The organism is Solimonas flava DSM 18980 (assembly GCF_000426685.1).
In the GTDB taxonomy this organism is placed as follows: Bacteria; Pseudomonadota; Gammaproteobacteria; order Nevskiales; family Nevskiaceae; genus Solimonas; species Solimonas flava.
Genome location: NZ_AUFV01000011.1, coordinates 45,083 through 68,648, shown reverse-complemented (window position 1 = coordinate 68,648; position 23,566 = coordinate 45,083). Strand labels below are relative to the sequence as shown.

Here is a 23,566-nt window from a genome sequence, read left to right as displayed (position 1 = left end):
CGGAGTCCCGGCTGTCGTGGTCTAGATCGCGTCGAGCGGAATCTTCAGGTAGCGCACGCCATTGTCCTCCGGCTCCGGCAGATGGCCGGCGCGCATGTTGACCTGTACCGACGGCAGGATCAGCACCGGCATCTGCAGCGTCGCGTCGCGCGTCGTGCGCATCGTCACGAAGGCGTCCTCGCTGATGCCGTCGCGTACATGGATGTTGTGCGCGCGCTCCTCGGCGACGGTGGTCACGAAGCGCACCTCGCGGCCGTTCGGCTGGTAATCGTGGCACATGTAGAGCCGGGTGTCGGCCGGCAGGCTCAGCACCTTGTTGATCGAACGGTACAGCGTGCGCGCGTCGCCACCCGGGAAGTCGCAGCGCGCGGTGCCGTAGTCGGGCATGAACAGCGTGTCGCCGACGAAGGCCACGGTCTCGTCGCCGTCGCTGACCACGTAAGTCATGCAGGCCGGCGTGTGTCCCGGCGTGTGCAGGGTCTTGGCGCTGAGCGAGCCGATCTGGAAGGCGTCGCCGTCGTGGAACAGGTGATCGAACTGGCTGCCGTCGCGCGCGAAGCGGCTGTCGGCATTGAACAGCTTGCCGAACACTTGCTGCACGGTGCGGATCTGGTCGCCGATCGCGATCTGGCCGCCGAGCTGCTGCTGAAGGTAGGCGGCGGCGGAGAGGTGATCGGCGTGCACGTGCGTTTCGAGCAGCCACTGCACCGTGCCGCCGAGTTCGCGCACGCGGGCGATCAGCGCATCGGCGGAGCGCGTCGAGGTGCGACCGGATTTCGGGTCGTAGTCGAGCACGCTGTCGACGATCGCGCATTGCTGCGTCGAGCGGTCGAAGACGATGTAGCTGACGGTCGAGGTCGCGGGATCGAAATGACCCTCGACCAGCAGGCGGGATTCGGTGGCCATCGCGGGTTCTCCGGCGCGATCAGGGGAATGACTGCCACAATCAAGTCGCATGCCAGTCGAAAGAAGCGCCTTTTTCCTTGTTTAAATTGATTTTTTCATGATGGGGTCGGGCTGGAGGCGGTCCGGGCGGCCGCCAGATGGCAGCTGCTGTGGCAGCAGCTGGCAGTCTATGGCAGGCTTGCCGTCACCATGAGCACGCCGCCCCGCCGCGCGTCCGCCCCCCTGCCGTCGCCCGATGCGCCGGCGGTGCAGGCGCTCGTCTCGTTCCTGGAGCACGAGGCCGCGCCGTCGATCGTACTCGACACCGAGTACCGCATTCTCGCCGCCAATACCGCCTATCAGCGGCAGTTCGGCGTCTCCGAGCCGCAGGGTGTGCTCGGCCAGAAATGCTTCCGCGTCTCGCATCTCTACAGCGTGCCCTGCGACCTGGCCGGCGAGCATTGTCCGATGAAGCGCGCGCGCGAAACCCGTGCGCCGGATCGCGTGCTGCACGTGCATCACACGCCGCGCGGTCCCGAGCATGTCGACGTCGAGCTGCGGCCGATCCTCGATTCGCGCGGCGAAGTGGTCGCCTATGTCGAGCGCATGACCAGCCTGACGACGGCCTCGGCGCAGCCGAACGGCGGCGGCCTGGTCGGCCGCTCCGAAGCCTTCAACGCGGCGCTGGCGGCGATCCAGCGCGCGGCGCCTGCGTCGATCCCGGTGCTGCTGCAGGGCGAGTCCGGCACCGGCAAGGAAATGTTCGCGCGCGCGCTGCACGAGGCGAGTCCGCGCGCGCGCGGACCGCTGGTGATCGTCGACTGCACGGGCCTGAGCGAGGCGCTATTCGAGAGCGAGCTGTTCGGTCACGAGCGCGGCGCGTTCACCGGCGCCAACCAGCGCAAGATCGGCCTCGCCGAGACCGCGCACGGCGGCACCCTGTTCCTCGACGAGATCGGCGACGTGCCGCTGCCGATGCAGGTCAAGCTGCTGCGCCTGATCGAATCCGGCACGTTCCGCCGCGTCGGTGGCGTCGACACGCTGCGCGCCGATTTCCGTCTTGTCGCCGCCACGCACAAGCCGCTGCGCGAGATGGTCGAGGCGCAGACCTTCCGTCAGGACCTGTACTACCGCATCAGCGCGTTCCCGGTGCATCTGCCGTCGCTGCGCGAGCGGCGCGACGACATCCCGCTGCTGGTCGACAGCCTGCTGCGCCGCATCGGCGGCGGCCAGCGGCTGCGCATCGACGATGCGGCGCTGCAGGTGCTGCACGACTACGCGTTCCCCGGCAACGTGCGCGAGCTGCGCAACATCCTCGAGCGCGCGCGCCTGTTCGCCGATGACGGCACGATCCGCGTCCGTGACCTGCCGCCGGACGTGGTGCAGGCGCCGGCCGCGCTGGCCTCGGCCCGGCCGGGCGGCGGGCGGCAAGCCTCGCGGGCCGCGCTGATGCGCGCGCTGGCGACGTTCGAGGGTTCGCGCAGCGAGCTTGCTGCGCATCTGGGCATCAGCGAGCGCACGCTCTATCGACGGCTGCGCGGCCTGCAATCGGACTGATCGGCAGCGCCTGCGTCAGGCGGTGCGGACACGCGTCGGCGACCGGATATGACGGATGCGCGACAATCTGTCCACTTGCAATGACGTGCCGAAAGCGCTGTTCTAAAAAAGATCGGAGTTCTCGATGCGTATGTCCGGCAAGGACGCGCGGACTTGATTTCGATCATGGTGGTATCCCGTCCGAGGCTGCATGCTTGCACGGGTTTTCGTTCCGCGAACTGCTGAGCTCAAGTGAAGTCACTCCATCCACCGGCTGCCGCGATGCCTGACCGACGCCTCGATGACAAGCGCCTGCTGCGCCACATCATCGTCATCGTCGTGCTCAAGCTCGTCGCGATCGTCGCGCTGTGGAGCCTTTTCGTGAACCATCAGCGTGTGACGGTCGACAGCGATCGTGCCGGCGAAACGCTGCTGGGCAGCGAGCCGGTCGTGGCCCCCTCTTCTCCATCGAGCATCCGCCCATGATCAGTGAGCATCTCGTCGATCTGTCCCGCCTGCAGTTCGCTGCGACGGCGATGTACCACTTCCTCTTCGTGCCGCTCACGCTCGGCATGGTCTGGCTGCTCGTCATCATGGAAAGCGTCTACGTGATGACCGGCAAGGTCGTCTACAAAGACATGACGCGCTTCTGGGGCAAGCTGTTCGGCATCAACTTCGCGCTCGGCGTGACGACCGGCATCACGCTGGAGTTCCAGTTCGGCACCAACTGGGCGTACTACTCGCACTACGTCGGCGACATCTTCGGCGCGCCGCTGGCGATCGAAGGTCTGATGGCCTTCTTCCTCGAATCGACCTTCATCGGTCTGTTCTTCTTCGGCTGGGACCGCCTGTCCAAGCCGCAGCATCTGCTCGTTACGATCCTGATGGCGGTCGGCACCAACCTGTCGGCGCTGTGGATCCTGATCGCCAACGGCTGGATGCAGAACCCGGTCGGCGCCGAGTTCAACTTCGAAACCATGCGCATGGAGCTGACCGACTTCTGGGCGGTGGTCTTCAACCCGGACGCGCAGGCCAAGTTCGTGCACACGGTCTCGGCCGGCTACGTCACCGGTGCGATGTTCGTGCTGTCGGTGTCGGCCTGGTATCTGCTCAAGGGCCGCGACGTCGAGTTCGCCAAGCGCAGCTTCCGCATCGCCGCCGCGTTCGGCCTGGCGTCGGTGTGCTCGGTGATCGTGCTCGGCGACGAGTCCGGTTACACGGTCGGCGAGGCGCAGCAGACCAAGATGGCGGCGCTCGAAGCGATGTGGGAGACCGAGCCGGCGCCGGCGCCATTCAACCTCGTCGCCTGGCCGAACGAGGCCGAGCAGAAGAATGACTGGGCGGTGCAGATTCCGTGGGTCATGGGCCTGATCGGCACGCGCTCGGTCAGCAAGGAGATCCCGGGCATCGCCGAGATCAAGGAAAAGAATCACCATCGCATCGTCTCCGGCATCGAGGCCGTCAAGGCGCTCGAGCGCCTGCGCGCCGATCGGGGCGACGCCGATGCGCGTGCCACGTTCGACGCGCACAAGGCCGATCTCGGCTTTGGCCTGCTGCTGCGCCGCTACACGGAGAACGTCGACAGCGCCACGCCGGAAATGATCGCCAAGGCGGTCGACAGCACCATTCCGCGCGTCACGCCGATGTTCTGGGGCTTTCGCCTGATGGTCGGCATCGGCTTTCTGATGCTGGCGCTGTTCGCGATCGCCGCCTGGTACACGGTCAAGGGCAAGTGCGCGCACAAGGCCTGGCTGCTGAAGTGGGCGCTGTGGTCGCTGCCGCTGCCGTGGATTGCCTGCGAACTCGGCTGGTTCGTCGCCGAATACGGCCGCCAGCCGTGGACGATCTACGGCGTGCTGCCGACCCATCTGTCGGTGTCGACGCTGTCGGTGGGGAGCCTGTACGGCTCGCTGGCCGGCTTCATCGGCTTCTATACGGTGCTGCTCATCGTCGAGGTCTACCTGATGGTGCGCTTCGCGCGGCTCGGCCCGGGCAGCCTGGGCACCGGCCGTTACGACTCGGACGCCATCGCGCACTAAGGGAATTGCCATGTTCGACTACGAAACACTGAAACTGATCTGGTGGCTGCTGGTCGGCGTCCTGCTCGTCGGCTTCGCCATCATGGACGGCCATGACATGGGTGTCGGCACGCTGCTGCCCTTCGTCGGCCGCAGCGATATCGAGCGCCGCGTCGTCATCAACACGGTCGGCCCGCACTGGGACGGCAACCAGGTGTGGTTCATCACCGGCGGTGGCGCGATCTTCGCCGCCTGGCCGCTGATCTACGCCACTGCGTTCTCGGGCTTCTACTGGGCGATGCTCGCCGTGCTGTGGGCGCTATTCTTCCGCCCGGTCGGTTTCGACTACCGCAGCAAGCTGCAGAATCCGACCTGGCGCCGCACCTGGGACTGGGGCCTGTTCGTCGGTGGCACGGTGCCGCCGATCATCTTCGGCGTGGCCTTCGGCAACCTGCTGCAGGGTGTGCCGTTCCACTTCAACTCGCTGCTCGTGCCGTACTACACCGGCAGCTTCTGGCAGCTGCTGAATCCGTTCGCGCTGCTGTGCGGCGTGGTGTCGAGCGCGATGCTGGTCTTTCACGGCGGCATCTATCTGGCGCACCGCACCGAGGAGCCGCTGGCGGCACGCGCGCGCGCCGCGGTCTACGGCGCCGGCACGGTGATGCTGCTCGGCTTCGCGGCCGCCGGCTTCTGGGTCGCGCACCTCGACGGCTATGCGATCACCTCGACGATCGATCCGAACGCGCTGCCGAATCCGGCCGCCAAGGAAGTGGTGCGCCACGCCGGCGCGTGGCTGTCCAACTACCAGAAGGCGCCGCTGACCATGCTGGTGCCGGCGCTGGCTTTCGCCGGTGGCGTGCTGGCGATGCTGCTGACGCGTGCGGGGCGCACCGGCCTGGCCTTCATCGCCTCGTCGATCGCCATCGTCGGCGTCATCGGAACCGCCGGCGTGTCGATGTTCCCGTTCCTGATGCCGTCGTCGTCCGATCCGAATCACAGCCTCACGGTCTGGGACAGCGTCTCCAGCCACCTGACGCTGGGCATCATGCTGTGGGCCACGCTGATCTTCATGCCGCTGATCATCTTCTACACGGGCTGGGCCTATCGCGTGATGCGCGGCAAGGTCACCGTCGAGCGGATCAAGCGCGACGAACACAGCGCTTACTAAGGAGAAAAGCACGATGTGGTATTTCGCGTGGGTGCTGGGTGTAGGTTTCGCGGTCCTGCTGGCGATCCTCAACGCCATGTGGGGTGAGAACGAGGAGGCGCGCCGCGAAGGCTCCGAGGAGCATTCGTGAGCGCCACCGGCGAGCCCGATCAGCCGCCGCGCCAGTCCTGGCTGGCGCTGGCGGTCGGGGTCGGATTGATGCTCGCCATCACGGCCTATCCGCGCCTGCTCATCGACGCGCAGGGCAAGGCCGATCACTGGGCGGCGACGCTGGCCTGCTGGTCGATGGCCGCGGGTCTGACGCGCGGCGTCGGCTTCATTCCGCGCCATCCGCTGCCGCGCTGGCTGCTGTCCGGCTGGGCCTGCGCCGGCGCGCTCGCCGCGGTGGTGCTGCGCAGCGGTGGCGGTGCATTGCGCGGTCTGCTGGGCTGAAGGCATCGGCGCCGTGACGGCGCCGATCTGCCTTGCGTGCGGCGCGGTGCGTACTGCTTCCCGTACGTTCTCTTCTCTTCTTCTCTTCTTCTCTTCTTCTCTTCTTCTCTCTTCTCCTGATGCGGGGCGGCCCGGCTCGCGGGCCTGGATCGTCCCCGCAGCAAGATCGCCGCCGGATCGCCGGGCCGCGACCGCCTCTCATCCTTTTGGATGATCTGGCCGCCGGCCGCCGCTGATAAACCTCGACCGATACACGCGCCGGCGTATCGCGGGCCTGTCGCCATCGAGGCGACACGGCCGCGACGACCGGCCCGCTCGGTGTTCGCGGAGGAGGAACGTCAATGCCGGCAGCTCTTGCCCACAGACCGGTGCGCGCGCCGGCGATGCCGCTGTCGGCGGTCGTCGCCGACAGCGCCCAGCAGGCGTTCCTCGACCGGCTGCTCAGCGCGGTCTACGACGGGCCGCTGGAGACGCCGCCGCTGCAGACGGCGATGGAAATGTTGCGCGAGCATCTCGGTGCGCTGCACGTGACACTGATCATGCGGCCGCCGTCGCCTGCGAACGCCGGCGTGATGGTTCATACCGGACAGATCACGCTGGAGAGCCAGCGCTCGTATCAGACGCACTTCTTCGCCGTCGACCCCTTCGTCGGACTGCCGGAAGGCGAAGTCGTCACGCCCGAGGATTTCGTCGGCCGCCCGTGGCGCAACAGCGCCGTCTTCCAGGATTACCTGCGGCCGCTCGGCATCCGCCACCTGATGGGCACCGACCTCTATTCACGCGACGGCCTCGAATGCCGTCTGCGCGCGACGCGCGCGCCGGACGCGCCGCCGTTCGGCGCCGCCGACAAGGCGCTGCTGCGCATGATCGCGCCGCACGTGAAGCGCTCGATCCGCCTGCACGCGCGGCTCGACGCCCTGGAGTGCGAGCGTGCGCTGTTCGCCGGCTCGGTCAATCGCATGGCGCTCGGCGTCGTCAGTCTCGACCAGGACGGCGCGCTGCTCGATCTCAATCCGGAAGCGCGCCGCATCCTCGATGAGCGCGACGGCATCGCTGCCGGCGCGCGCGAGCTGCTGCTCGAGCACGGCGCCGAGCGGCGCCAGTTCCAGCAATTGCTGCGCAGCGCGCTGCACAGCGCGACAGCGGGCGGCGGCGGCGTGCCCGCCGAGGCGATGTCGGTGACGCGGCCCTCGGGCCGCGGCCGCCTGAGCCTGCTGGTGCGGCCGATGCCGCCCGGGCCGTTCTCCGAAAGCCGGCAGCGTCCGGCGGTCGCCGTGTTCCTGCGCGATCCGGAGGCCGGCGCCGCGGCGTCGGCGCTGGAACTCGCACGCCGCCTGTTCGGCTTCACGCAGGCCGAGGCGACGCTGGCCCTGCTGCTGACCGCCGGCCACACGCTCGACGACAGCGCCGCGCAGCTCGGCATCGGCCGCAACACCGCGCGCACGCACCTGCAGGCTGTGTTCGGCAAGACCGGCGTCACGCGGCAGGCGGCGCTCGTGCGCCTGCTGCACCAGAGCGTGCTCGGCCTGGCCTGAGCGCGGTCTCCCGCTACGGCACGTCGCCGGCGGCGATCACGGTGCGTGCCTGGGCGCGGCGCTGGTGCTGCGCGAACAGGCCGGTCATCGCCTCGTTGAACGCCGGCAGGTCGGCCGGCTTGCGGCTGGTGACGAGCGTGCCGTCGACCACCACCGCCTCGTCGACCCATTCGCCGCCGGCATTGCGCAGGTCGGTCTTCAGCGACGGCCAGGACGTCAGCCGGCGGCCGTCGACGGCATCGGCCTCGATCAGCAGCCACGGTGCGTGGCAGATCGCCGCGACCGGCTTGCCGTTGGCGAAGAAGTCCTTTACGAAGCTGACCGCGCGCGGCTCGGTACGCAGCGTGTCGGCGTTCAGCACGCCGCCCGGCAGCACCAGGCCGTCGTAGCGCGACGGGCTGGCGGCCTGCAGGTCGAGATCGACCTGCACCTCGTCGCCCCACTCGTGACGGCGCCAGCCGCGCAGCGCGCCCAGATGCGGCGCGACGATCTCGACCGCCGCGCCGGCCGCCAGCAGCGCGCGTTTCGGCTCCATCAGCTCCGACTGCTCGAAGCCGTCGGCGGCGAGAATCGCGAACGTCTTGCCGTGCAGGCCGCCCTTTTCGAGCGCCCGCGCACCGGAAGACTTGCGCCGCGGCGGTCCGGCCGCGGCCCGGCGGCGGCTTTCCTCGGCGCTGCCGCCCCATGCCGGCGCGTCGCTGGCGGGAAAGGTGTTCTCGAGCTCGCGGTCGAGCTCAGCGTCGGCGTCGGCTTTGCGCTTGCGGGTGTTCATCGGCGTTCCTCCGTGCAGATCAGTGGAACCGATGCGAGGCCGGCCGGCGCGCCGGTGCCTCGCGCGGGCGACGCCGCCGGCTTCGACCGGAGGGCCTTGCCGGGGCGTCTCCCTGTTGGGCAGCATCCGGCGCCGAAAGTTCGCGGTTCGTCGCGCCGCGCCGGTCTTGAAGGCGCGGCGCATGGCGTAAAATCGCGCGCCATGACCTCCTTCGTCCTGCTCATCGTCTGCCTGACGCTGGGCGTCCTCGTCGCGCGCTACGCGCGCCCGCCGATCGGGCTCGCCGCCGGGCTCAACTGGTGGCTGATCAACGTGGCGCTGCCGGCGATGATCCTGGAGCTGATCCCGCGCGTGCATTTCGACCTGCACCTGATCTATCTGGTGCTGTCGCAGTGGCTGGTGTTCGGGCTCGCCTGGGTGCTGTTCGACCGGCTCGGTCGCCGCCTGAACTGGTCGCGTGAGCGCATCGGTGCGCTGATCCTGGTCGCCGGCCTCGGCAATACCTCGTTCATCGGCTATCCGCTGGTCGAGGCGCTGCGCGGCCGCGAGGGTCTCGCGCTTGCCGTCGTCGCCGATCAGGGCGGCTGCTTCATCGCGCTCGCCGCCGGCGGCATCGTCGTCGCCTCGCTGTACGCCGGCCAGCGGCCGCAGGCCGCGCAGATCGTCAGGCGCGTGGCGTTCTTTCCGCCGTTCATCGCGCTGGTCGTGGCGACGATGGTCAGTGTCCTCGGCCAGTGGCCGGAGATGATCGATGAGGTGCTGTCGCGCGTCGCGCAGACGCTGACGCCGATCGCGCTGTTCGTCGTCGGCCTGCGTTTCCATCTGCATCTGGGCCGCGATCGCGTCACCGCGGTCGGCCTCGGCGTCGCCTACAAGCTGCTGCTGATCCCGGCGATCGTGCTCGGCCTCGGTCTGCTGTCCGGCATGCGCGGCCTGCCGCTGACGATCGCCGTGCTCGAGGCGGCGATGGCACCGATGGTCTCGGCCGCGATCCTCGCCGACCAGCACAACCTCGATCCGCCGGTCGCCAACACGCTGCTCGGCGTCGGCACCTTGCTCGGTTTCGTCACCGTGCCCTTGTGGAACTGGGCGCTCGGCTGAGCGCGCGCCTGGTGCCTCGACACTCCTGACGGCATGCTGGCAGCAGCGCTGCGCCAGCATGTGCGTGCCGCTGCGACGGCACCCCACTTCAGGAGCGCGCGATGAAGAAGACCTATCACGGCAGCTGTCACTGCGGCGCCGTCCGCTTCGAGGCCGACATCGATCTCGGCGCCGGCACCGGCCGCTGCAATTGCTCGATCTGCACGAAGACGCGCAACTGGAGCGCGATCATCAAGCCGGACGCCTTTCGCCTGCTGGCCGGCGAAGACGCGCTGAGCGACTACCAGTTCGGCACGAACAGCGCGCATCACCTGTTCTGCCGGCATTGCGGCGTGCGCTCGTTCGGGCGCGGCCACATCGAGCAGATCGGCGGCGATTACGTCTCGGTGCAGCTCGGCGCGCTCGACGATGTCACGGCCGAGGAACTGATCGCCGCGCCGATCCGGTACGCCGACGGCCGCCACAACCGCTGGTCGGAGACGCCGGCCGAGACGCGGCCTCTCTGAGGCGCGACGTCCTCAGGCCAGCGTCGCGAACAGATCGTAATCGTCGGCGTCGACGACCTTCACCTTGATGCGCTGGCCCGGCATCGCCTTGAGTTTGCCGTTCGCGCCGAGGCCCTTGATGTAAACCTTGCCGTCGATTTCCGGCGCGTCGGCCCAGGAGCGGCCGACGCTCGCGGCGTCGTCGTGGATTTCGTCGACCAGCACTTCGATGGTCTGGCCGATCTTGTTCTGGAGTTTCGCGGCGCTGATCGCCTGCTGCTTTTCCATGAAGCGGTGGTAGCGCTCTTCCTTGACCTCGTCCGGCACCTGGCCGGGCAGGGCGTTCGCCGTTGCGCCGTCGACCGGCGAGTAGCGGAAGCAGCCGACGCGGTCGAGCTGCGCTTCGTCGAGCCAGTCGAGCAAGAGCTCGAAATCCTTTTCAGTCTCGCCGGGGAAGCCGACGATGAAGGTGCTGCGGATGCTCAGGTCCGGGCAGATCGTGCGCCAGGCGCGGATGCGTTCGAGCGTGTCCTCGGCGGCGGCCGGGCGCTTCATCGCCTTGAGCACTTTCGGCGAGGCGTGCTGGAACGGCACGTCGAGGTAGGGCAGCACCTTGCGCTCGGCCATCAGCGGCATGATGTGGTCGACGTGCGGATACGGATAGACGTAGTGCAGGCGCACCCAGGCGCCGAGCTGCGAGAGGCCTTCGCAAAGACCCAGCATGCGCGTTTCGTATTCCTTGTCGCGCCACTTGCCGCTCGCGTACTTCAGATCGGCGCCATAGGCCGAGGTGTCCTGCGAGATGACGAGCAGTTCCTGCACGCCGGACCTGACCAGCTTCTCGGCCTCGTTCAGCACCTCGGTGACCGGCCGCGAGGCGAGGCGGCCGCGCATCGACGGGATGATGCAGAAGCTGCACTTGTGATTGCAGCCTTCCGAGATCTTCAGGTACGCGTAGTGCTTCGGCGTCAGCTTGATGCCCTGCGGGGGCAGCAGGTCGAAGAACGGATCGTGCGCCGGCGGCACCGCGGCGTGCACCGCGTGCATCACCGAGGCGTAGTCCTGCGGGCCGCTGATCGACAAGAGGTCCGGGAACTTGTCGCGGACGATCTGGCTCTTGGGGCCGGCGCCGAGGCAGCCGGTGACGACGACCTTGCCGTTCTCGGCCATCGCCTCGCCGATTGCGTCGAGCGATTCGGCGACGGCGTCGTCGATGAAGCCGCAGGTGTTGACGACGACGACGTCGGCGGCGTCGTAGGTCGGCGTGGTTTCGTAGCCTTCGGCGCGCAGCTGCGTGAGGATGCGTTCGGAATCGACCAGCGCCTTCGGGCAGCCGAGCGAGACGAAGCCGACTTTCGGAGCGGCGGGCTTCAGGGCGGCGCCGGCGCGGCGGCGGGCGGGGGCGGTGCGGGCCATGGACAGCGGCGGGTGGACGGCGAAGGGCGCGTAGTTTAGGGGTTCCGGGGCGCTGCCGCTGCGCCGTCCGGCGGCTCGTCTGTCGGCCGGCTGTCGTGCGACCGTCCCGGCTTTCTTCAAAACGTCCCGGCCTTTTCATCGTCGGCGACTAGCGTGCGGGCATCGCTTTTTTCACGCCAACCCAGCACGACGGAGCCAGGCCCGCCATGTCGCACCTCACCGATCAGTACCGCAAGCCGCAAGCCCCCATCCACGTCGAAGGGCAGATGCTCGACGACATCGTCCGCGCCTCGCTCAGCCGCCGCACAGTGCTCAAGGGCGGCCTCGGCGCCTCGCTGCTCGCCGTGTTCGGCGTCGCCGGCCTGAGCGGCTGCAGCGACGACGACAACGGCTCGTCGTCGGCCGACTACAACGTCGGCTTCAAGGCCGTCGACGCCAACACGCTCGATACGGTGACGGTGCCCGAAGGCTACACCGTCGACGTGCTGTTCTCGGCCGGCGACGCGGTCGCCGCCGGCGCCGTCGCCTATGCCGGCACGCCGCAGTCCTCGGCCGAGACCGAGCTGCAGGCCGGCGGCAACCACGACGGCATGCACTTCTTCGAGCTGCCGGGCGTCAGCCCGAACAAGGGCGGCCTGCTGGCGATCAACCACGAGAACTTCGACGACACCATCATGCTGAGCGGCGTCGATTCGCTGGAAACCAGCGAGCAGAAGCGCCTCGCGCTGTCCGCGGTCGGCGTCTCGGTGATCGAGGTCGAGCTCGGCTCGAACGGCAAGTGGCAGGTCAAGAAGAACTCGCCGTACAACAAGCGTTATACCGGCAATACCCTGTACCGCGTCAGCGGCCCGGCCGCGGACGCGGTCGGCGGCACCGTGGTCGGCACGCTCAACAATTGCGCGAGCGGCGCGACGCCGTGGGGCACGTATCTGACCTGCGAGGAAACCACCGAGAACTACTTCGATCCCGCGCAGCCGGAACTCGGCTACGGCTGGGTCGTCGAGATCGACCCGCGCGGCGAGCTCGCCGGTCTGCCGGTCAAGCGCACCGCGCTGGGCCGCTTCGACCACGAGAACACCGCCTACCTGCTCGGCAGCGACAACACGCTGGCCGTCTACCTCGGCGACGATAGCACCCCGGGCTGCATCTACAAGTTCGTGCCGAGCGCCAAGGTCAATCCGAACGACCGCGCCGCCAACACCAACCTGCTCGACGAGGGCACGCTGTACGCGGCGCGCTTCAATGCCGACGGCAGCGGCGACTGGATCGCGCTGGTGCAGGGTCAGAACGGCCTGGTCGTCGGCGCCACCGATCCGGGCAACACCACGCAGGGCCCGCAGACGCCGGTCACGATCGACTTCGCCACGCAGGCCGACGTGCTGATCAACACCAAGGCCGCGGCGCGCGTCGCCGGCGCGACGCTGATGGACCGTCCGGAGTGGATCGCCGTCGGTCCGGACAAGACCGTCTACGCGACGCTGACCAACAACTCCGGCCGCAAGGTCACCGACGCCGCCAATCCGCGCGTGTCGAACCGCCACGGTTCGATCATCAAGTGGAACGAAGCCGGCAACGCACCGGACGCGACGAGCTTCGCGTGGGAGATCTTCCTGCTCGCCGGCGACCCGTCGCTGGCCAACGACACCGGCAACCTCGTCGGCGACATCAACGGCGACACGTTCTCGAGCCCGGACGGCATCCGCGTCGATCCGGAAAACCGCCTGTGGGTGCAGACCGACATGTCGGTGCCGGGCAGCTCCGGCATCTCCGGCAAGACCAATGTCGACGTGTTCGGCCACAACGCCATGTACGCGATCGACCAGAGCACGCGCGAGTCGAAGCGCTTCCTGGTCGGTCCGCAGGGCTGCGAGATCACCGGCATCGCCTACACGCCGGACCTGAAGACCTTCTTCATCAACATCCAGCACCCGAACGGCAGCTGGCCGAGCGCCGAGCTGCCGGCGCGCTCGTCGACGATCGTCGTGCGGCGCGAGGACGGCAAGCCGGTCGGCGCCTGAGCCGGACCGCGGTCGCGAAAAAGGACGCTGCGGCGCCCTCTTTCGTGTCCGGCGCACGGCATCGCGCAAGAATCACAGCAAGGGCGCTGCGGCGCCCGCATTTCAGCCTGACGGCTACGCGGCCGGAGCTGGCCGATCAGGCATCCGTTTCGTCGGAGGGCGGCGACAGCAGGCTTTCGCTTTCGCCGGCCGGCAGCGCCTCGACCTCGCGCAGCTGGCGCGTGATCGCGCGCGAGCGCACGCCGGTCTGCTCGATCTGCTTGCTCGCTTCGTCGAGCTTCTTCTGCACCTTGTCGAGCACGTCGCCGAACTTGGCGAATTCGGTCTTGACCGCGCCGAGCACGCGCCAGACTTCGCTTGATCGCTGCTCGATCGCCAGCGTGCGGAAGCCCATCTGCAGGCTGTTGAGCAGTGCGGTCAGCGTGGTCGGACCGGCGACGACGACGCGGTGCTCGCGCTGCAGCGCGTCGACGATGCCGGGGCGGCGGATCACCTCGGCGTAGAGCCCTTCGGTCGGCAGGAACATCACCGCGAAGTCGGTGGTCTGCGGCGGGCCGATGTACTTGTCGCTGATCGACTTCGCCTGCAGGCGCACGGCGCGCTCGAGCTGCGCGCCGGCGAGCCGCGCGGCTTCGACGTCGGCGCGTTCCTGCGCGTCGAGCAGGCGTTCGTAGTCCTCGCGCGGAAACTTGGCGTCGATCGGCAGCCAGACCGGCGTCTCGTCCTCGCCGCGGCCGGGCAGGCGGATCGCGAAGTCGACCGCCTCGCGGCTGCCGGGCTTGGTCATCACGCTCTTGGCGTACTGCTCGATCGTGAACATCTGCTCGAGAATGCTTTCGAGCTGCACCTCGCCCCAGCCGCCGCGCGTCTTGACGTTGGTCAGCACGCGCTTGAGATCGCCGACGCCATTGGCCAGCGTCTGCATCTCGCCGAGCCCCTTGTGCACCAGTTCGAGCCGCTCGCTGACCAGCTTGAACGAATCGCCGAGGCGCTTCTCCAGGGTCTCGTGCAGCTTTTCGTCGACGGTGCGCCGCATCTGTTCGAGCTTTTCTTCGTTGTCCTTGCGCAGGGTCTTGAGGTTGTCGTCGACGCTGGCGCGCAGCGCGGCGGCCTGCTGTGTCTGCGTCTCGACCAGCTGGCGCAGCGCCAGGCTCTGCTGCTCGCCGAAGCGGGCGAGCTGCTGAGCCTGCTCGCCGCGCGCCTTGAGCGCGTCCTCGGCGAGCTGGCGCTGGGTATCGGCGAGCCGCTGGTTCTGCGCGCGCAGTTCGGCGGCGAAGCCGTCGAGCTTCTCGGCGAGCGTGCCGCGCAGCTGCTCGTGCTGCTGGGTCAGCAGCGTACCGAAGCGCGTCAGCGTCTCGCCGAGCTCGGCGCGCTGGCCGCGCGTCAGCTCGGCCGCGTCGCGCCGCGTCGCGGCCGCTTCGTCACGCAGCGCGCGTTCGAAGCGTTCGAGTTCGGGTTTGAGCGCGGCGGCGGCATCGGGCGTCCGCCGCAGCAGGGCGGCGACCAGACCGCCGACGAAGGCGCCGAGCAGCGCGGCGATCAGAAACAGGGCGATATCCATGGGCCGGCATTCTATGCCGGCCCATGCGGTGTCGCCGTCGCGATCTCCGGTCCGGCCGGATCAGCGGCTGAGCAGGTCGATGACCGAGAGGATGACGAAGGTCGTCGGGTCGTAGACGACGGTGTAGCCCTGGCAGTAGCCGAGCGCGTAGCCCTCGGGCGGCGGCGGCAGCTGCGCGCGCAGCGCGGCCGGCGCCGGCGTCACATAGCCGCGATAGGCGCGCGGAATCTCGTGTCCGGCCTCGAACCGCGGGCGGTGCGCGCGATCGACGCTCTGCAGGCTGCGACGGTAATGCTGCTGCAGGTGCGAGCGGTCCTGGTCGCGGAAGTCGTAGCCCGCGGCATGACGGCCGGTCTGCGCGGCGCGCGGGCTGTCGTGCCCGCTCGCGCCGCGGGACGGCATATCCGCACGCTGCGGCGCCGCTTGCGGACCCGCCGCTTCCGGACGGGTCGCTGCCGGGCCGCCGTGTCCGGCCTGGCCCTGCTTCTGGCCCTGGCCGTGCGGCTGCTCCTGCCGCTGCTGCGGGCGATGTTCGTCGTCGCGCGACGGGCCGCCCTGCGCGAGCGCGGCCAGCGGGGCCAGCGCCAGGACGGCGAGCGCGGTGCGCAGCGGACGAAGACGGATCGGGCGTTTCATGCGGGCTCCTGAAAGGGCCGGCGCGGTGCCGGCGACCCGCATTGTTCCAGCGGCAGCCGAAGCGCTTGTATCCGATTTGTTTGCAGATGTTTCTGCGGCGCGGCCGGCGGCGCCGTTCAGGGGCTGCCGCAGTTCGGCTTCTTGCCGGCGGCGCGGGCCTGCTGGTAGAGCGGCAGGTCCTTCGGCAGATTGCGCTGCAGATCGGCGATGCGCGTTTCGTTGGACGGATGCGTCGACATGAATTCCGGCGGCGCCTGGCCGCCGGCCTTCGACATGTTCTGCCACAGCGTGATCGCCTGCGCCGGATCGAAGCCGGCGCGCGCCATCAGCTGCATGCCGAGGATGTCGGCCTCCGATTCGTCGCCGCGCGAGAACGGCAGCAGCACGAGGTACTGCGCGCCGGTGCCGATCAGGTCGGGCGACAGGCCGGTGCCGGCCGACAGCAGCACGGTGCCGAACTGCGCCGCCATCTGGTTGGAAACGCGCGCCGCCGAATGGCCGGCGAGCACGTGGCTGATTTCGTGGCCGATCACCGCGGCGAGCTGGTCCTGCGTGGTCGCCACTTTGAGCAGGCCGGTGTAGACGCCGATCTTGCCGCCGGGCAGCGCGAAGGCGTTGACCTCCTTGGAGTCGAAGACCTGGATTTCCCAGGTGCCGCCGACTTCGGTGGTGATCGCGCGCGCCACGCACTGCACGTACGAGGACTCGCGCGCGTTCTTGGTGGTCGGCGTCTTGGTCTTCATTTCCTGGAACGCGGTCGCGCCCATCTGCGCCATCTCCGAGTCGGAGACCAGGCGCAGCTGGCGGCGGCCGGTCGGCGAGGTCGCGCAGGCGACGACGAGGATGGCGACGAGGACGGTGGCGTAGTGCCAGGATTTCATTGCAGCGCTCCCTGCAGCGGCTGGGCCGGGAATCATAGCGATGCGTCGCGCCCCGGGTACAGCCGCAGTGTGCGCGGGCTCGCTTGTCGCGGCAGGCGGTTGCGCTAGAGTAGGGCCGGGCGCAGGTCGTTACCTTTGTGGAGACGCCGTGCGAACGCCGAGCTTTTTGCAGAGGCCATCATCCTGCCCGCGGCAGGCGAAGCTCACCCTTCGTCGTTCATCAGCGCGGCTGCCTGGCAGCCGAAGAGATAAGGAAAGGTTGAACAGATGGCTACTCGCGAAACAGGGACGGTGAAGTGGTTCGATAGCGCCAAGGGGTTCGGCTTCATCCAGCGCCCCGGCAAGGAAGATGTCTTCGTGCATTTCCGGCAGATCCAGGCCCAGGGCTTCCGCACGCTCGCGGAAGGCCAGAAGGTCGAGTTCGAGGTCGCGCAAGGCCAGAAGGGCCTGCAAGCCGAGAAGGTGACGATCCTGCCCTGACCCGTTGCCTCCCGATGACGAACGAAACCCCGCCGCGCGCGGGGTTTTTCGCATCCGCCTTCGCGTCGCCGCCGGGGCGCTGGCAGAATGCCGCCGTGATCCGTGCCGCGTGCCATCGCTCGCTGTTCCTGATGCTCAGCCTCGCCGCGCTGCTCGGCCAGCTGCTGCTGCCGAGCGTGCACCTGCAGGCGCAGCTGCGCCGCGGCGCCGATCCGCTGCTGGCCGCGTTCTGCGGCGAGGTCGCGCCGGCGCGGCGCGCGGCGCTGCGGCAGCAGCTCGCGGCGAACCCGCGGCAGCATGGCGAGACCGGCACCGCGACCGCGCATCTGCTGTCGGCCTGCCCGCTCTGCGCCGCCCTGCACGCCGCGGCCTTGCCGTCGCCGGATCGGCAGCACGTGCCGGCGGCGCGCGCGGCGTCGCCGGTCGCGCGCGTGACCGCCGTGGCGGCGTCGCGGGCCGTGCGGCTGCGCCGGCCGCCGCCGCGCGGACCGCCGCGCCGCGCCTGAAGTCCGAGCGCGCGCGTTGCGCGCGCAATCCGCCCTCGAGCGAGGGCCGCTCTCATGCCGCCCGTGCGGCGACTCCAGGAGTTTTCCGATGCGCACTTTCATTCGTTTCGCGGCTGTGCTGGCCGCGCTCTGCGGTTCCGTTCCGGCGCTCGCCGCCGGCCCCGTGTCCGTGATCTCGCCGTGGCTGCGCGCGACGCCGCCGGGCGCCAGCGTCGCCGGCGGCTACGCGACTTTCCGCAACGACGGCGATGTGCCGCGGCGCGTGGTCAGCGTCAGCGTCGAGCCGGCGCTCGCCGCCAGCGCGGCGATCCATTCGATGAGCCACGAGGGCGGCATGATGCGCATGCGCGAGGTCGACGGCCTCGATCTGCCGGCGCACGGCAGCGTGTCGCTGGCGCCCGGCGGCCTGCACCTGATGCTGATGGGGCTCAAGCAGCCGCTCGCGGCCGGGCAGTCGCAGCGCCTGCAGTTCGTGCTCGATGACGGCACGCGCCTGTCAGTCGATTTCCCGGTCCGCGACAGCGCGCCCTGAGAGTCTGCGGCTGCGGCGGCGGACGACTCGCCGACGCGGCCGCGTGCCGGGTTCCGGCGGCGGGAGCCGGCTGCGATGCCTCGTGTCGCGACGGGGTGCGGGCAGCCGGAGATGACTCGCCGCGGTTCCCGGCCGCACGCCGCCGGCCGTGCGCAGGGCTGCGCGTTCAGGGTTCCAGGCGTTCGACGATCCAGCCGTCGCCTTCGCGGCGGTAGCGCAGGCGATCGTGCAGACGGCCATGGCGGCCCTGCCAGAACTCGATCGCTTCCGGCGCCACGTGGTAGCCGCCCCAGAAGTCCGGCAGCGGTACTTCCTGCTCGCCGAGTTCGGCGGCCTTGGCGTCGAAGCGGCGGTCGAGCTCCTCGCGCGAGCGCACCACGGCGCTCTGCCGCGAGGTCACGGCGCCGATCTGCGAGGCGCGCGGCCGCAGGTGGAAGTAGCGCTCGGACATCGCGCGCGACAGCCTGCTGACGCGGCCTTCGACGCGCACCGAGCGTTCGAGCCGGTCCCACCAGAACACCAGCGCGACGTTCGGATTGGCGGCGAGCTCGCGGCCCTTGCGGCTTTCGTAGTTGCTGTAGAAGGTCAGGCCGTCGTCGTGGAAGCCCTTGAACAGCACCACGCGCGCCGACGGCCGGCCGTGCGCGTCGACCGTCGCCAGCGTCATCGCCGTCGGTTCGATCATCGGCGCGGCGGCGGCGTCGTCGAGCCAGCGCTGCAGCTGCGTGAGCGGATCGACGTCGAGATGGGCGATGTCGAGCGGCGGGTTTTGCGTGTATTGCGGCATGGCGATGACCGTGGCGGGCGCTCTGGCAGAATGCCCGGCATTGTCCCGCTTTCGGCGCCCGCGGAAAATGGCGCAGATCAATGAAACGTCCGAGGAGACGACGATGAGCGAGTTCACCGCGCTGCGCGTGCATGCCCCCGAGAAGAACCGTACCGAGGCCCGCTTCGAGCGGATCGGCGTCGACGCGCTGTCGGCCGGCGAGGTCGTGGTGCGCGTCGCCTGGACCGGCATCAACTACAAGGACGCGCTCGCCGTCACCGGCAAGGGCCGCATCCTCAAGTCGTATCCGAAGGTGCCGGGCATCGACCTGGCCGGCCACGTCGAAACGAGCACGGACGCGCGCTACCGGCCGGGCGACGCGGTGCTGGTCACCGGCTGCAACATCGGCGAGGTGTACGACGGCGGCTACGCCGAGTTTGCGCGCGTCGCCGCCGATTCGATCATCCGCAAGCCGGACGGCCTGACGCTGCGCGAGACGATGGCGATCGGCACTGCCGGCTTCACCGCCGCGTTCGCGTTGCGCCGCATGTTGGAGAACCATCAGGCGCCGGCGATGGGCCCGATCGCCATCACCGGTCCGACCGGCGGCGTCGGCTCGATCGCCGTCGACCTGTTCAAGCGCGCCGGCTTCACCGTGCACGCGATCACCGGCAAGGCCGGCAAGGCCGACGACTATCTCCGCGCGCTCGGCGCCGACGAGGTGATCGCGCGCCAGTCGCTGGACGTCGGCAACAAGCCGCTCGAATCGGCGCGCTGGGGCGGCGCCGTCGACAACCTCGGCGGCGAGACGCTGGCGATGCTGACGCGCACCGTGAAGCCCTGGGGCAACATCGCCAGCATCGGTCTCGCGCAGTCGCACGAGCTGCACACCACGGTGATGCCGTTCATCCTGCGCGGCGTCTCGCTGCTCGGCATCCATTCCGTCGAATGCCCGCGCGCCTGGCGCGAGGACATCTGGGCCAAGCTCTCGGGCGCATGGAAGCCGCGCGTGCTCGAGCGTCTGGTGACGCGCGAGATCACGCTGCAGGAGCTGCCGGCGGCCTGCGAGGACCTGATCGCCGGTACCGTCACCGGCCGCACGCTGGTGCGCGTCTCCGGCGCCGAATAGCGGGCCTCGCGTCGACGGCGGCGTTCACGGGCGTAGGAGCTGCTGCGCGCTGGCGCGGTGCAGCAGATGGCCGACGACGCTGACCGTCAGCGGGCTGCGCGTGCTCAGGTTGTCGTAAACCTGTTCGCCGGTGGCCAGCTCGCTGTGCCAGGCGAGTTCGTCGCCGACCTGCACGTCGGCCGCCGTCTGCAGGCGCACGACGGTGTATCCGTGCAGCTCGGTTTCGATGGCGAGGATCTCGCGATCCGCGCTGATCGCGCGGACGTGGCCGTTCATGCGTTGCTCCCTGCCGGACCCTCACGGCAGCATGGTCCCGCCGCTGCGCGCGCGATTCAAGGCGATCCGCGCCTCAGGGTGCCGTTTCCGGCCGCTGCGCGTAACGGCGCGCGATCACCGAGCAGACGATCAGCTGCAGCTGGTGGTAGACCATGATCGGCAGCATGATCAGGCCCAGCGCGCCGCCGGACGAGGCGCCGAAGATCAGCGCCGCCATCGGCGCGCCGGCGGCGAGGCTTTTCTTGGAGCCGCAGAACACCGCCGCGATCTCGTCCTCGACCGTGAAGCGGAAGCGTGTGGCGACCAGATGCGTCAGCCACAGCACGAAGCCCAGCAGCCCGCCGGTCAGCAGCGCGGTCGCCAGCAGCGGCGCGACGCCGTAGCGCGTCCACACGCCGGCCGCGGTGGCGTCGCAGAACGAGTTGAAGACGATCAGCACGATCACGCCGCGGTCGATCTTGCCGGTCACGTGCTTGTGCGCGGCGACCCAGTCGCCGATCAGCGGCCGCAGGATCTGGCCGACGACGAATGGCAGCAGCAGCTGTTCGCCGATCTTGATCAGCTGGTCGGCGAGCGGCACGCCGTGGCTCGCGGCCTGCAGCCACAGGCTGATGTAGAGCGGTGTCAGCACCATGCCGATCAGGCTCGACAGCGTGGCGTTGAAGACCGCGGCGGCGATGTTGCCGCGCGCCAGCGCCGTCATCGCGATCGACGAGGACACCGTCGACGGCAACGCGCAGAGGTAGAAGAAGCCGAGCGCCAGCTCCTGCGGCAGCCAGCGGCCGGCGAGGCCGACGACGGCGAGCCCGAGCAGCGGAAACACGGCGAAGGTGAACAGCTGCACGAACAGGTGCAGGCGCCAGTTGGCGGCGCCGGCCTTGAGCTTGGCCGGCGACAGGCCGGCACCGCTGAGCAGGAAGACGATCGCCACGCCGACCATCGTCAGCCGTTCCAGATGCAGCACGCCGCCGCTGACGCCGAGCTGCGGCGCGAGCAGCGCGATCGCGATCGCGCCGAGCATCGAGGCAAGAAAACCGTCGAGGAAGGGGATGCGCATGCGGAGTCGGCGGCGGACGGGAATGCGGGCAGAAGGCGGCGCGTATTGTAGTCGGCGTCCGCGTGCCGCCGTCCGCACCGGCGCTTCTATAGATAGGGCGAAAACAGCCAGCACAGCGCGTTGCGCACACGCTGCGCGAACGGCGGATGCTGCGCGTCGCGCAGCAGCAGTTCTTCGCTGAGCTGCCAGCGTTCGAGGAAGTGCGCCGCCATCTGCCGTGCCAGCGCCGGATCGTAGAGCTCGACGTTGAGCTCGAAATTCAGCAGCAGGCTGCGCGGATCCCAGTTGGCGCTGCCGATCAGCGTGTAGGCGTGGTCGACCACCACCAGCTTGCTGTGACAGAACGGCCCGGGCTGGAAGCGCACGCGCACGCCGCGTTCGAGCAGCTGGCCGAGCTGGTGGCGCATCGCCCAGTCGACGTACGGCAGGTTGTTGTGCGCCGGCAGCAGCACGACGGTGCGCACGCCGCGCAGCGCGGCGCCCTGCAGGGCCGCGATCAGCTCGGGCGACGGCAGGAAGTACGGCGTCATGATCAGGACCTCGCGCCGCGCCGCGGCGAGCGTGGCCTGCAGCACCAGATTGAGCTGGTCGAGGTCTTCGTTGGGGCCGTCGGTGATGACGCGGGCGATGGCACCGCCGGCCTCGCACGGCGGTGCCGGCGGCAGCGTCAGGCGCTCGCGCGTGGCGAACGCCCAGTCCTCGGCGAACACCTCGCTCATCTGCTGCACGATCGGCCCGCGCAGCGCGAAATGCAGGTCGGCGACGCGACGGCGGTTGCCGGGATCGGCAGTCAGGTGCCGGGCGCTGAGGTTCATGCCGCCGGTGAAGCCGGTTTCGTGGTCGATGAGCAGCAGCTTGCGGTGATTGCGCAGGTTCAGGTGCAGCGATGGCGGCAGCAGCCGCAGCGGATTGAAGCGCGCGAAGTCGAGGCCGGCGGCGCGCAGCGCGGTGCCGATGCGGCGCAGCGAGTAGCGCTCGCCGACGTCGTCGATCAGCACGCGCACCTGCACGCCGCGGCGCCGGGCCGCCGCCAGCGCGGCGACGAACGAGCGGCCGACGGCGTCGTTGTCGAAGATGTAGCTGGCCAGCCAGACCGTCTCGCGCGCCGCTTCGATCGCCGCGAGCATGCGCGGGAACGCCTGCTCGCCGTCGTGCAGCGGCTCGACCTGGTTGTCGCCGAGCAGCGGTCGCCGCGTCAGCACGTCGGCGGTCCGCGCGACTTCGTCGAGCCAGCCGGGCACGACTCCGGTCGCCTCGGCGGCGCGGCGTGCGTCGCTGGCGTGCGCCGAGCCGATCATGCGGCCGCTGCGATCGACGCTGAAGCGCCGCGCGTGCGTGCGGATGCGGTTGATGCCGAAGAAGAAGTAGAGCAGCGGCCCGGCGAACGGAAACAGCCAGCAGACGGCGATCCAGCCCCAGGCGGCGCGCGCGTCGCGTTTGCTCAGCAGGGCGTGCCCGGCGGTGCCGACCGCGACCGTGAGCCACAGCGGCAGCAGCACCGCCGCCCAGTCGACGCCCACGACGAAATCCTGCAGCGTCGCGAGCTGCGCCTTCATGCCGGCGGCAGGTGCAGTTCGACGGCGACGGCGAGATGGTCCGACAGCGGCGTCGGCACGACGTGGCTGTGGGCGACGCGCAGACCCGGCGTCGCCAGTACGTGATCGAGCCGGCGCTGCGGTTTCCAGCTCGGGAAGGTGGGGGCGCCGCTGACCGGCTGCAGGCCGATGTCGCGCAGCGGCGAGTGCTGCAGCAGCTCGTTGGTTTCGCAGTTGAGGTCGCCGAGCAGCAGCAGCTCCCGCTTCTGCGGCACGAGCTGGGCGAGATAGTCGAGCTGGACCTGACGCGACGCGCGGCTCAGCGCCAGATGCGCGACGACCACGCGCAGCGGGTCGTAGCCGGGCTGCGCCAGCGTCGCCGCGAGCGCGCCGCGGCCAGGCACGCGGCCCGGCAGCGCGTGATGCTCGATGTCGAGCAGCGGATGACGAGACAGGAAGCCCAGACAGTGCTGCGCGAACGGGCGCAGGTTGCGGTTGACCGCGAGCTGCCAGTGCTGCAGGCCGGCCTTGGCGGCGAGGTATTCGACCTGATTGAGCTGCGCGGTGCGCAGGCTGCCGGCGTCGGCTTCCTGCAGCGCGACGAGGTCGAAGTGCGAGGCCAGCTCGGCGATGCGGTCGAGGTTGTCGCGGACGCCGCGCGACGGCAGCACGTGACGCCAGGCGCCGGTCACGTAATGGCCGTAATGCGCGGTCTGCATGCCGACCTGGATGTTCAGCGTCAGCACACGCAGGCGGTCGGCGGCAGTCGCCGCCGGACGCTGGCTCGGGTCGTCGGCCGCCGGTTCGGGAATCGTCATGGGTAACAGGTCTCCGCCGCCAT

General features: G+C 69.4%; 25 protein-coding genes. 14 read left to right on the top strand and 11 right to left on the bottom strand.

The genetic code is table 11. The features are described 5' to 3' along the window. Positions 1-21 precede the first annotated feature (21 nt). On the bottom strand, positions 22-906 hold the full coding sequence (locus K343_RS0112875) for an MBL fold metallo-hydrolase (RefSeq protein WP_028008433.1): 885 nt from the start codon (positions 904-906) through the stop codon (positions 22-24). 189 nt (positions 907-1,095) lie between these two features. On the opposite strand from K343_RS0112875, the gene K343_RS0112870 reads away from it, so the two are divergent. From K343_RS0112870 to K343_RS0112840, 7 genes are all read left to right on the top strand, one after another. Further along, complete coding sequence (locus tag K343_RS0112870; RefSeq protein WP_051278346.1) at positions 1,096-2,442, top strand: sigma-54 interaction domain-containing protein; 1,347 nt, start codon at positions 1,096-1,098, stop codon at positions 2,440-2,442. 261 nt (positions 2,443-2,703) lie between these two features. Then, positions 2,704-2,907: a cytochrome oxidase putative small subunit CydP gene (cydP, locus tag K343_RS24865; protein WP_028008431.1), complete on the top strand. Its 204-nt coding sequence runs from the start codon at positions 2,704-2,706 to the stop codon at positions 2,905-2,907. After that, the gene (locus K343_RS0112860; protein ID WP_028008430.1) at positions 2,904-4,460 is read left to right on the top strand and encodes a cytochrome ubiquinol oxidase subunit I; all 1,557 of its coding nucleotides are present in this window, start codon (positions 2,904-2,906) and stop codon (positions 4,458-4,460) included. The genes cydP and K343_RS0112860 overlap by 4 nt, the downstream gene beginning before the upstream one ends. Positions 4,461-4,470: 10 nt before the next feature. Continuing rightward, complete coding sequence (gene cydB / locus K343_RS0112855) at positions 4,471-5,607, top strand: cytochrome d ubiquinol oxidase subunit II (RefSeq protein ID WP_028008429.1); 1,137 nt, start codon at positions 4,471-4,473, stop codon at positions 5,605-5,607. 13 nt (positions 5,608-5,620) lie between these two features. Next, a complete protein-coding gene (cydX, locus tag K343_RS24090; RefSeq protein WP_020650968.1) occupies positions 5,621-5,737 on the top strand; it encodes a cytochrome bd-I oxidase subunit CydX in 117 nt (38 codons plus the stop codon). After that, on the top strand, positions 5,734-6,039 hold the full coding sequence (locus tag K343_RS0112845; RefSeq protein ID WP_028008428.1) for a cyd operon YbgE family protein: 306 nt from the start codon (positions 5,734-5,736) through the stop codon (positions 6,037-6,039). Before cydX ends, K343_RS0112845 begins: the two co-directional genes overlap by 4 nt. 341 nt (positions 6,040-6,380) lie before the next feature. After that, complete coding sequence (locus K343_RS0112840; RefSeq protein ID WP_028008427.1) at positions 6,381-7,574, top strand: LuxR family transcriptional regulator; 1,194 nt, start codon at positions 6,381-6,383, stop codon at positions 7,572-7,574. A 13-nt stretch (positions 7,575-7,587) separates the two neighbouring features. Here the strand turns inward: K343_RS0112840 and K343_RS22010 are convergent, their stop codons facing one another. After that, positions 7,588-8,166, bottom strand: coding sequence for a type 1 glutamine amidotransferase domain-containing protein (locus tag K343_RS22010; protein WP_043112736.1), 579 nt, complete (start codon positions 8,164-8,166; stop codon positions 7,588-7,590). 381 nt (positions 8,167-8,547) lie between these two features. Between K343_RS22010 and K343_RS0112830 the strand changes: the two genes are divergently transcribed. Together K343_RS0112830 and K343_RS0112825 are read left to right on the top strand one after the other, a co-directional pair. Beyond that, positions 8,548-9,447: an AEC family transporter gene (locus K343_RS0112830; protein WP_028008426.1), complete on the top strand. Its 900-nt coding sequence runs from the start codon at positions 8,548-8,550 to the stop codon at positions 9,445-9,447. 101 nt (positions 9,448-9,548) lie between these two features. Beyond that, a complete protein-coding gene (locus K343_RS0112825) occupies positions 9,549-9,953 on the top strand; it encodes a GFA family protein (RefSeq protein ID WP_028008425.1) in 405 nt (134 codons plus the stop codon). A gap of 12 nt (positions 9,954-9,965) precedes the next feature. Here the strand turns inward: K343_RS0112825 and rimO are convergent, their stop codons facing one another. Continuing rightward, positions 9,966-11,306, bottom strand: coding sequence for a 30S ribosomal protein S12 methylthiotransferase RimO (gene rimO, locus K343_RS22005; protein WP_043112735.1), 1,341 nt, complete (start codon positions 11,304-11,306; stop codon positions 9,966-9,968). A 248-nt stretch (positions 11,307-11,554) separates the two neighbouring features. Here rimO and K343_RS0112815 point away from each other — a divergent pair, with 248 nt between their 5' ends. Further along, positions 11,555-13,366, top strand: a complete 1,812-nt coding sequence (locus K343_RS0112815) for a PhoX family protein (protein WP_028008424.1) — start codon at positions 11,555-11,557, stop codon at positions 13,364-13,366. A 136-nt stretch (positions 13,367-13,502) separates the two neighbouring features. Here the strand turns inward: K343_RS0112815 and K343_RS0112810 are convergent, their stop codons facing one another. The 3 genes from K343_RS0112810 to K343_RS0112800 all read right to left on the bottom strand — a co-directional run bounded on the left by K343_RS0112810 (position 13,503) and on the right by K343_RS0112800 (position 16,444). Further along, positions 13,503-14,927 (bottom strand): DNA recombination protein RmuC, encoded by a 1,425-nt coding sequence (locus K343_RS0112810; RefSeq protein ID WP_028008423.1) that lies wholly within the window; start codon positions 14,925-14,927, stop codon positions 13,503-13,505. A 60-nt stretch (positions 14,928-14,987) separates the two neighbouring features. Then, positions 14,988-15,563: a hypothetical protein gene (locus K343_RS0112805; RefSeq protein ID WP_028008422.1), complete on the bottom strand. Its 576-nt coding sequence runs from the start codon at positions 15,561-15,563 to the stop codon at positions 14,988-14,990. A 116-nt stretch (positions 15,564-15,679) separates the two neighbouring features. Next, complete coding sequence (locus tag K343_RS0112800; RefSeq protein WP_028008421.1) at positions 15,680-16,444, bottom strand: M48 family metallopeptidase; 765 nt, start codon at positions 16,442-16,444, stop codon at positions 15,680-15,682. A gap of 267 nt (positions 16,445-16,711) precedes the next feature. Here K343_RS0112800 and K343_RS0112795 point away from each other — a divergent pair, with 267 nt between their 5' ends. The 3 genes from K343_RS0112795 to K343_RS22000 all read left to right on the top strand — a co-directional run bounded on the left by K343_RS0112795 (position 16,712) and on the right by K343_RS22000 (position 17,962). After that, on the top strand, positions 16,712-16,924 hold the full coding sequence (locus tag K343_RS0112795) for a cold-shock protein (protein WP_020650956.1): 213 nt from the start codon (positions 16,712-16,714) through the stop codon (positions 16,922-16,924). A gap of 95 nt (positions 16,925-17,019) precedes the next feature. Then, entirely contained in the window at positions 17,020-17,430 is a 411-nt protein-coding gene (locus K343_RS0112790; RefSeq protein WP_154662558.1) for a DUF2946 family protein, read from the top strand. 88 nt (positions 17,431-17,518) lie between these two features. After that, positions 17,519-17,962 (top strand): copper chaperone PCu(A)C, encoded by a 444-nt coding sequence (locus K343_RS22000; protein WP_051278342.1) that lies wholly within the window; start codon positions 17,519-17,521, stop codon positions 17,960-17,962. Between the two features lie 166 nt (positions 17,963-18,128). Here the strand turns inward: K343_RS22000 and pdxH are convergent, their stop codons facing one another. After that, positions 18,129-18,749, bottom strand: coding sequence for a pyridoxamine 5'-phosphate oxidase (pdxH, locus tag K343_RS0112780; protein WP_020650953.1), 621 nt, complete (start codon positions 18,747-18,749; stop codon positions 18,129-18,131). Between the two features lie 103 nt (positions 18,750-18,852). Here pdxH and K343_RS0112775 point away from each other — a divergent pair, with 103 nt between their 5' ends. Then, positions 18,853-19,857: a YhdH/YhfP family quinone oxidoreductase gene (locus tag K343_RS0112775; protein WP_028008419.1), complete on the top strand. Its 1,005-nt coding sequence runs from the start codon at positions 18,853-18,855 to the stop codon at positions 19,855-19,857. A 24-nt stretch (positions 19,858-19,881) separates the two neighbouring features. Here K343_RS0112775 and K343_RS0112770 read toward each other — a convergent pair whose 3' ends face one another. From K343_RS0112770 to K343_RS0112755, 4 genes are all read right to left on the bottom strand, one after another. Beyond that, positions 19,882-20,133 carry a hypothetical protein gene (locus K343_RS0112770; RefSeq protein WP_028008418.1) on the bottom strand — a complete coding sequence of 84 codons (252 nt, stop codon included), beginning with the start codon at positions 20,131-20,133 and terminating at the stop codon, positions 19,882-19,884. 73 nt (positions 20,134-20,206) lie between these two features. Next, the gene (locus K343_RS0112765; RefSeq protein WP_028008417.1) at positions 20,207-21,190 is read right to left on the bottom strand and encodes a bile acid:sodium symporter family protein; all 984 of its coding nucleotides are present in this window, start codon (positions 21,188-21,190) and stop codon (positions 20,207-20,209) included. Positions 21,191-21,276: 86 nt separating this feature from the next. Beyond that, positions 21,277-22,746 (bottom strand): phospholipase D-like domain-containing protein, encoded by a 1,470-nt coding sequence (locus K343_RS0112760; RefSeq protein WP_084615873.1) that lies wholly within the window; start codon positions 22,744-22,746, stop codon positions 21,277-21,279. Next, positions 22,743-23,543, bottom strand: a complete 801-nt coding sequence (locus K343_RS0112755) for an endonuclease/exonuclease/phosphatase family protein (RefSeq protein WP_028008415.1) — start codon at positions 23,541-23,543, stop codon at positions 22,743-22,745. The genes K343_RS0112760 and K343_RS0112755 overlap by 4 nt, the downstream gene beginning before the upstream one ends. Between the last annotated feature and the right edge of the window lie 23 nt (positions 23,544-23,566).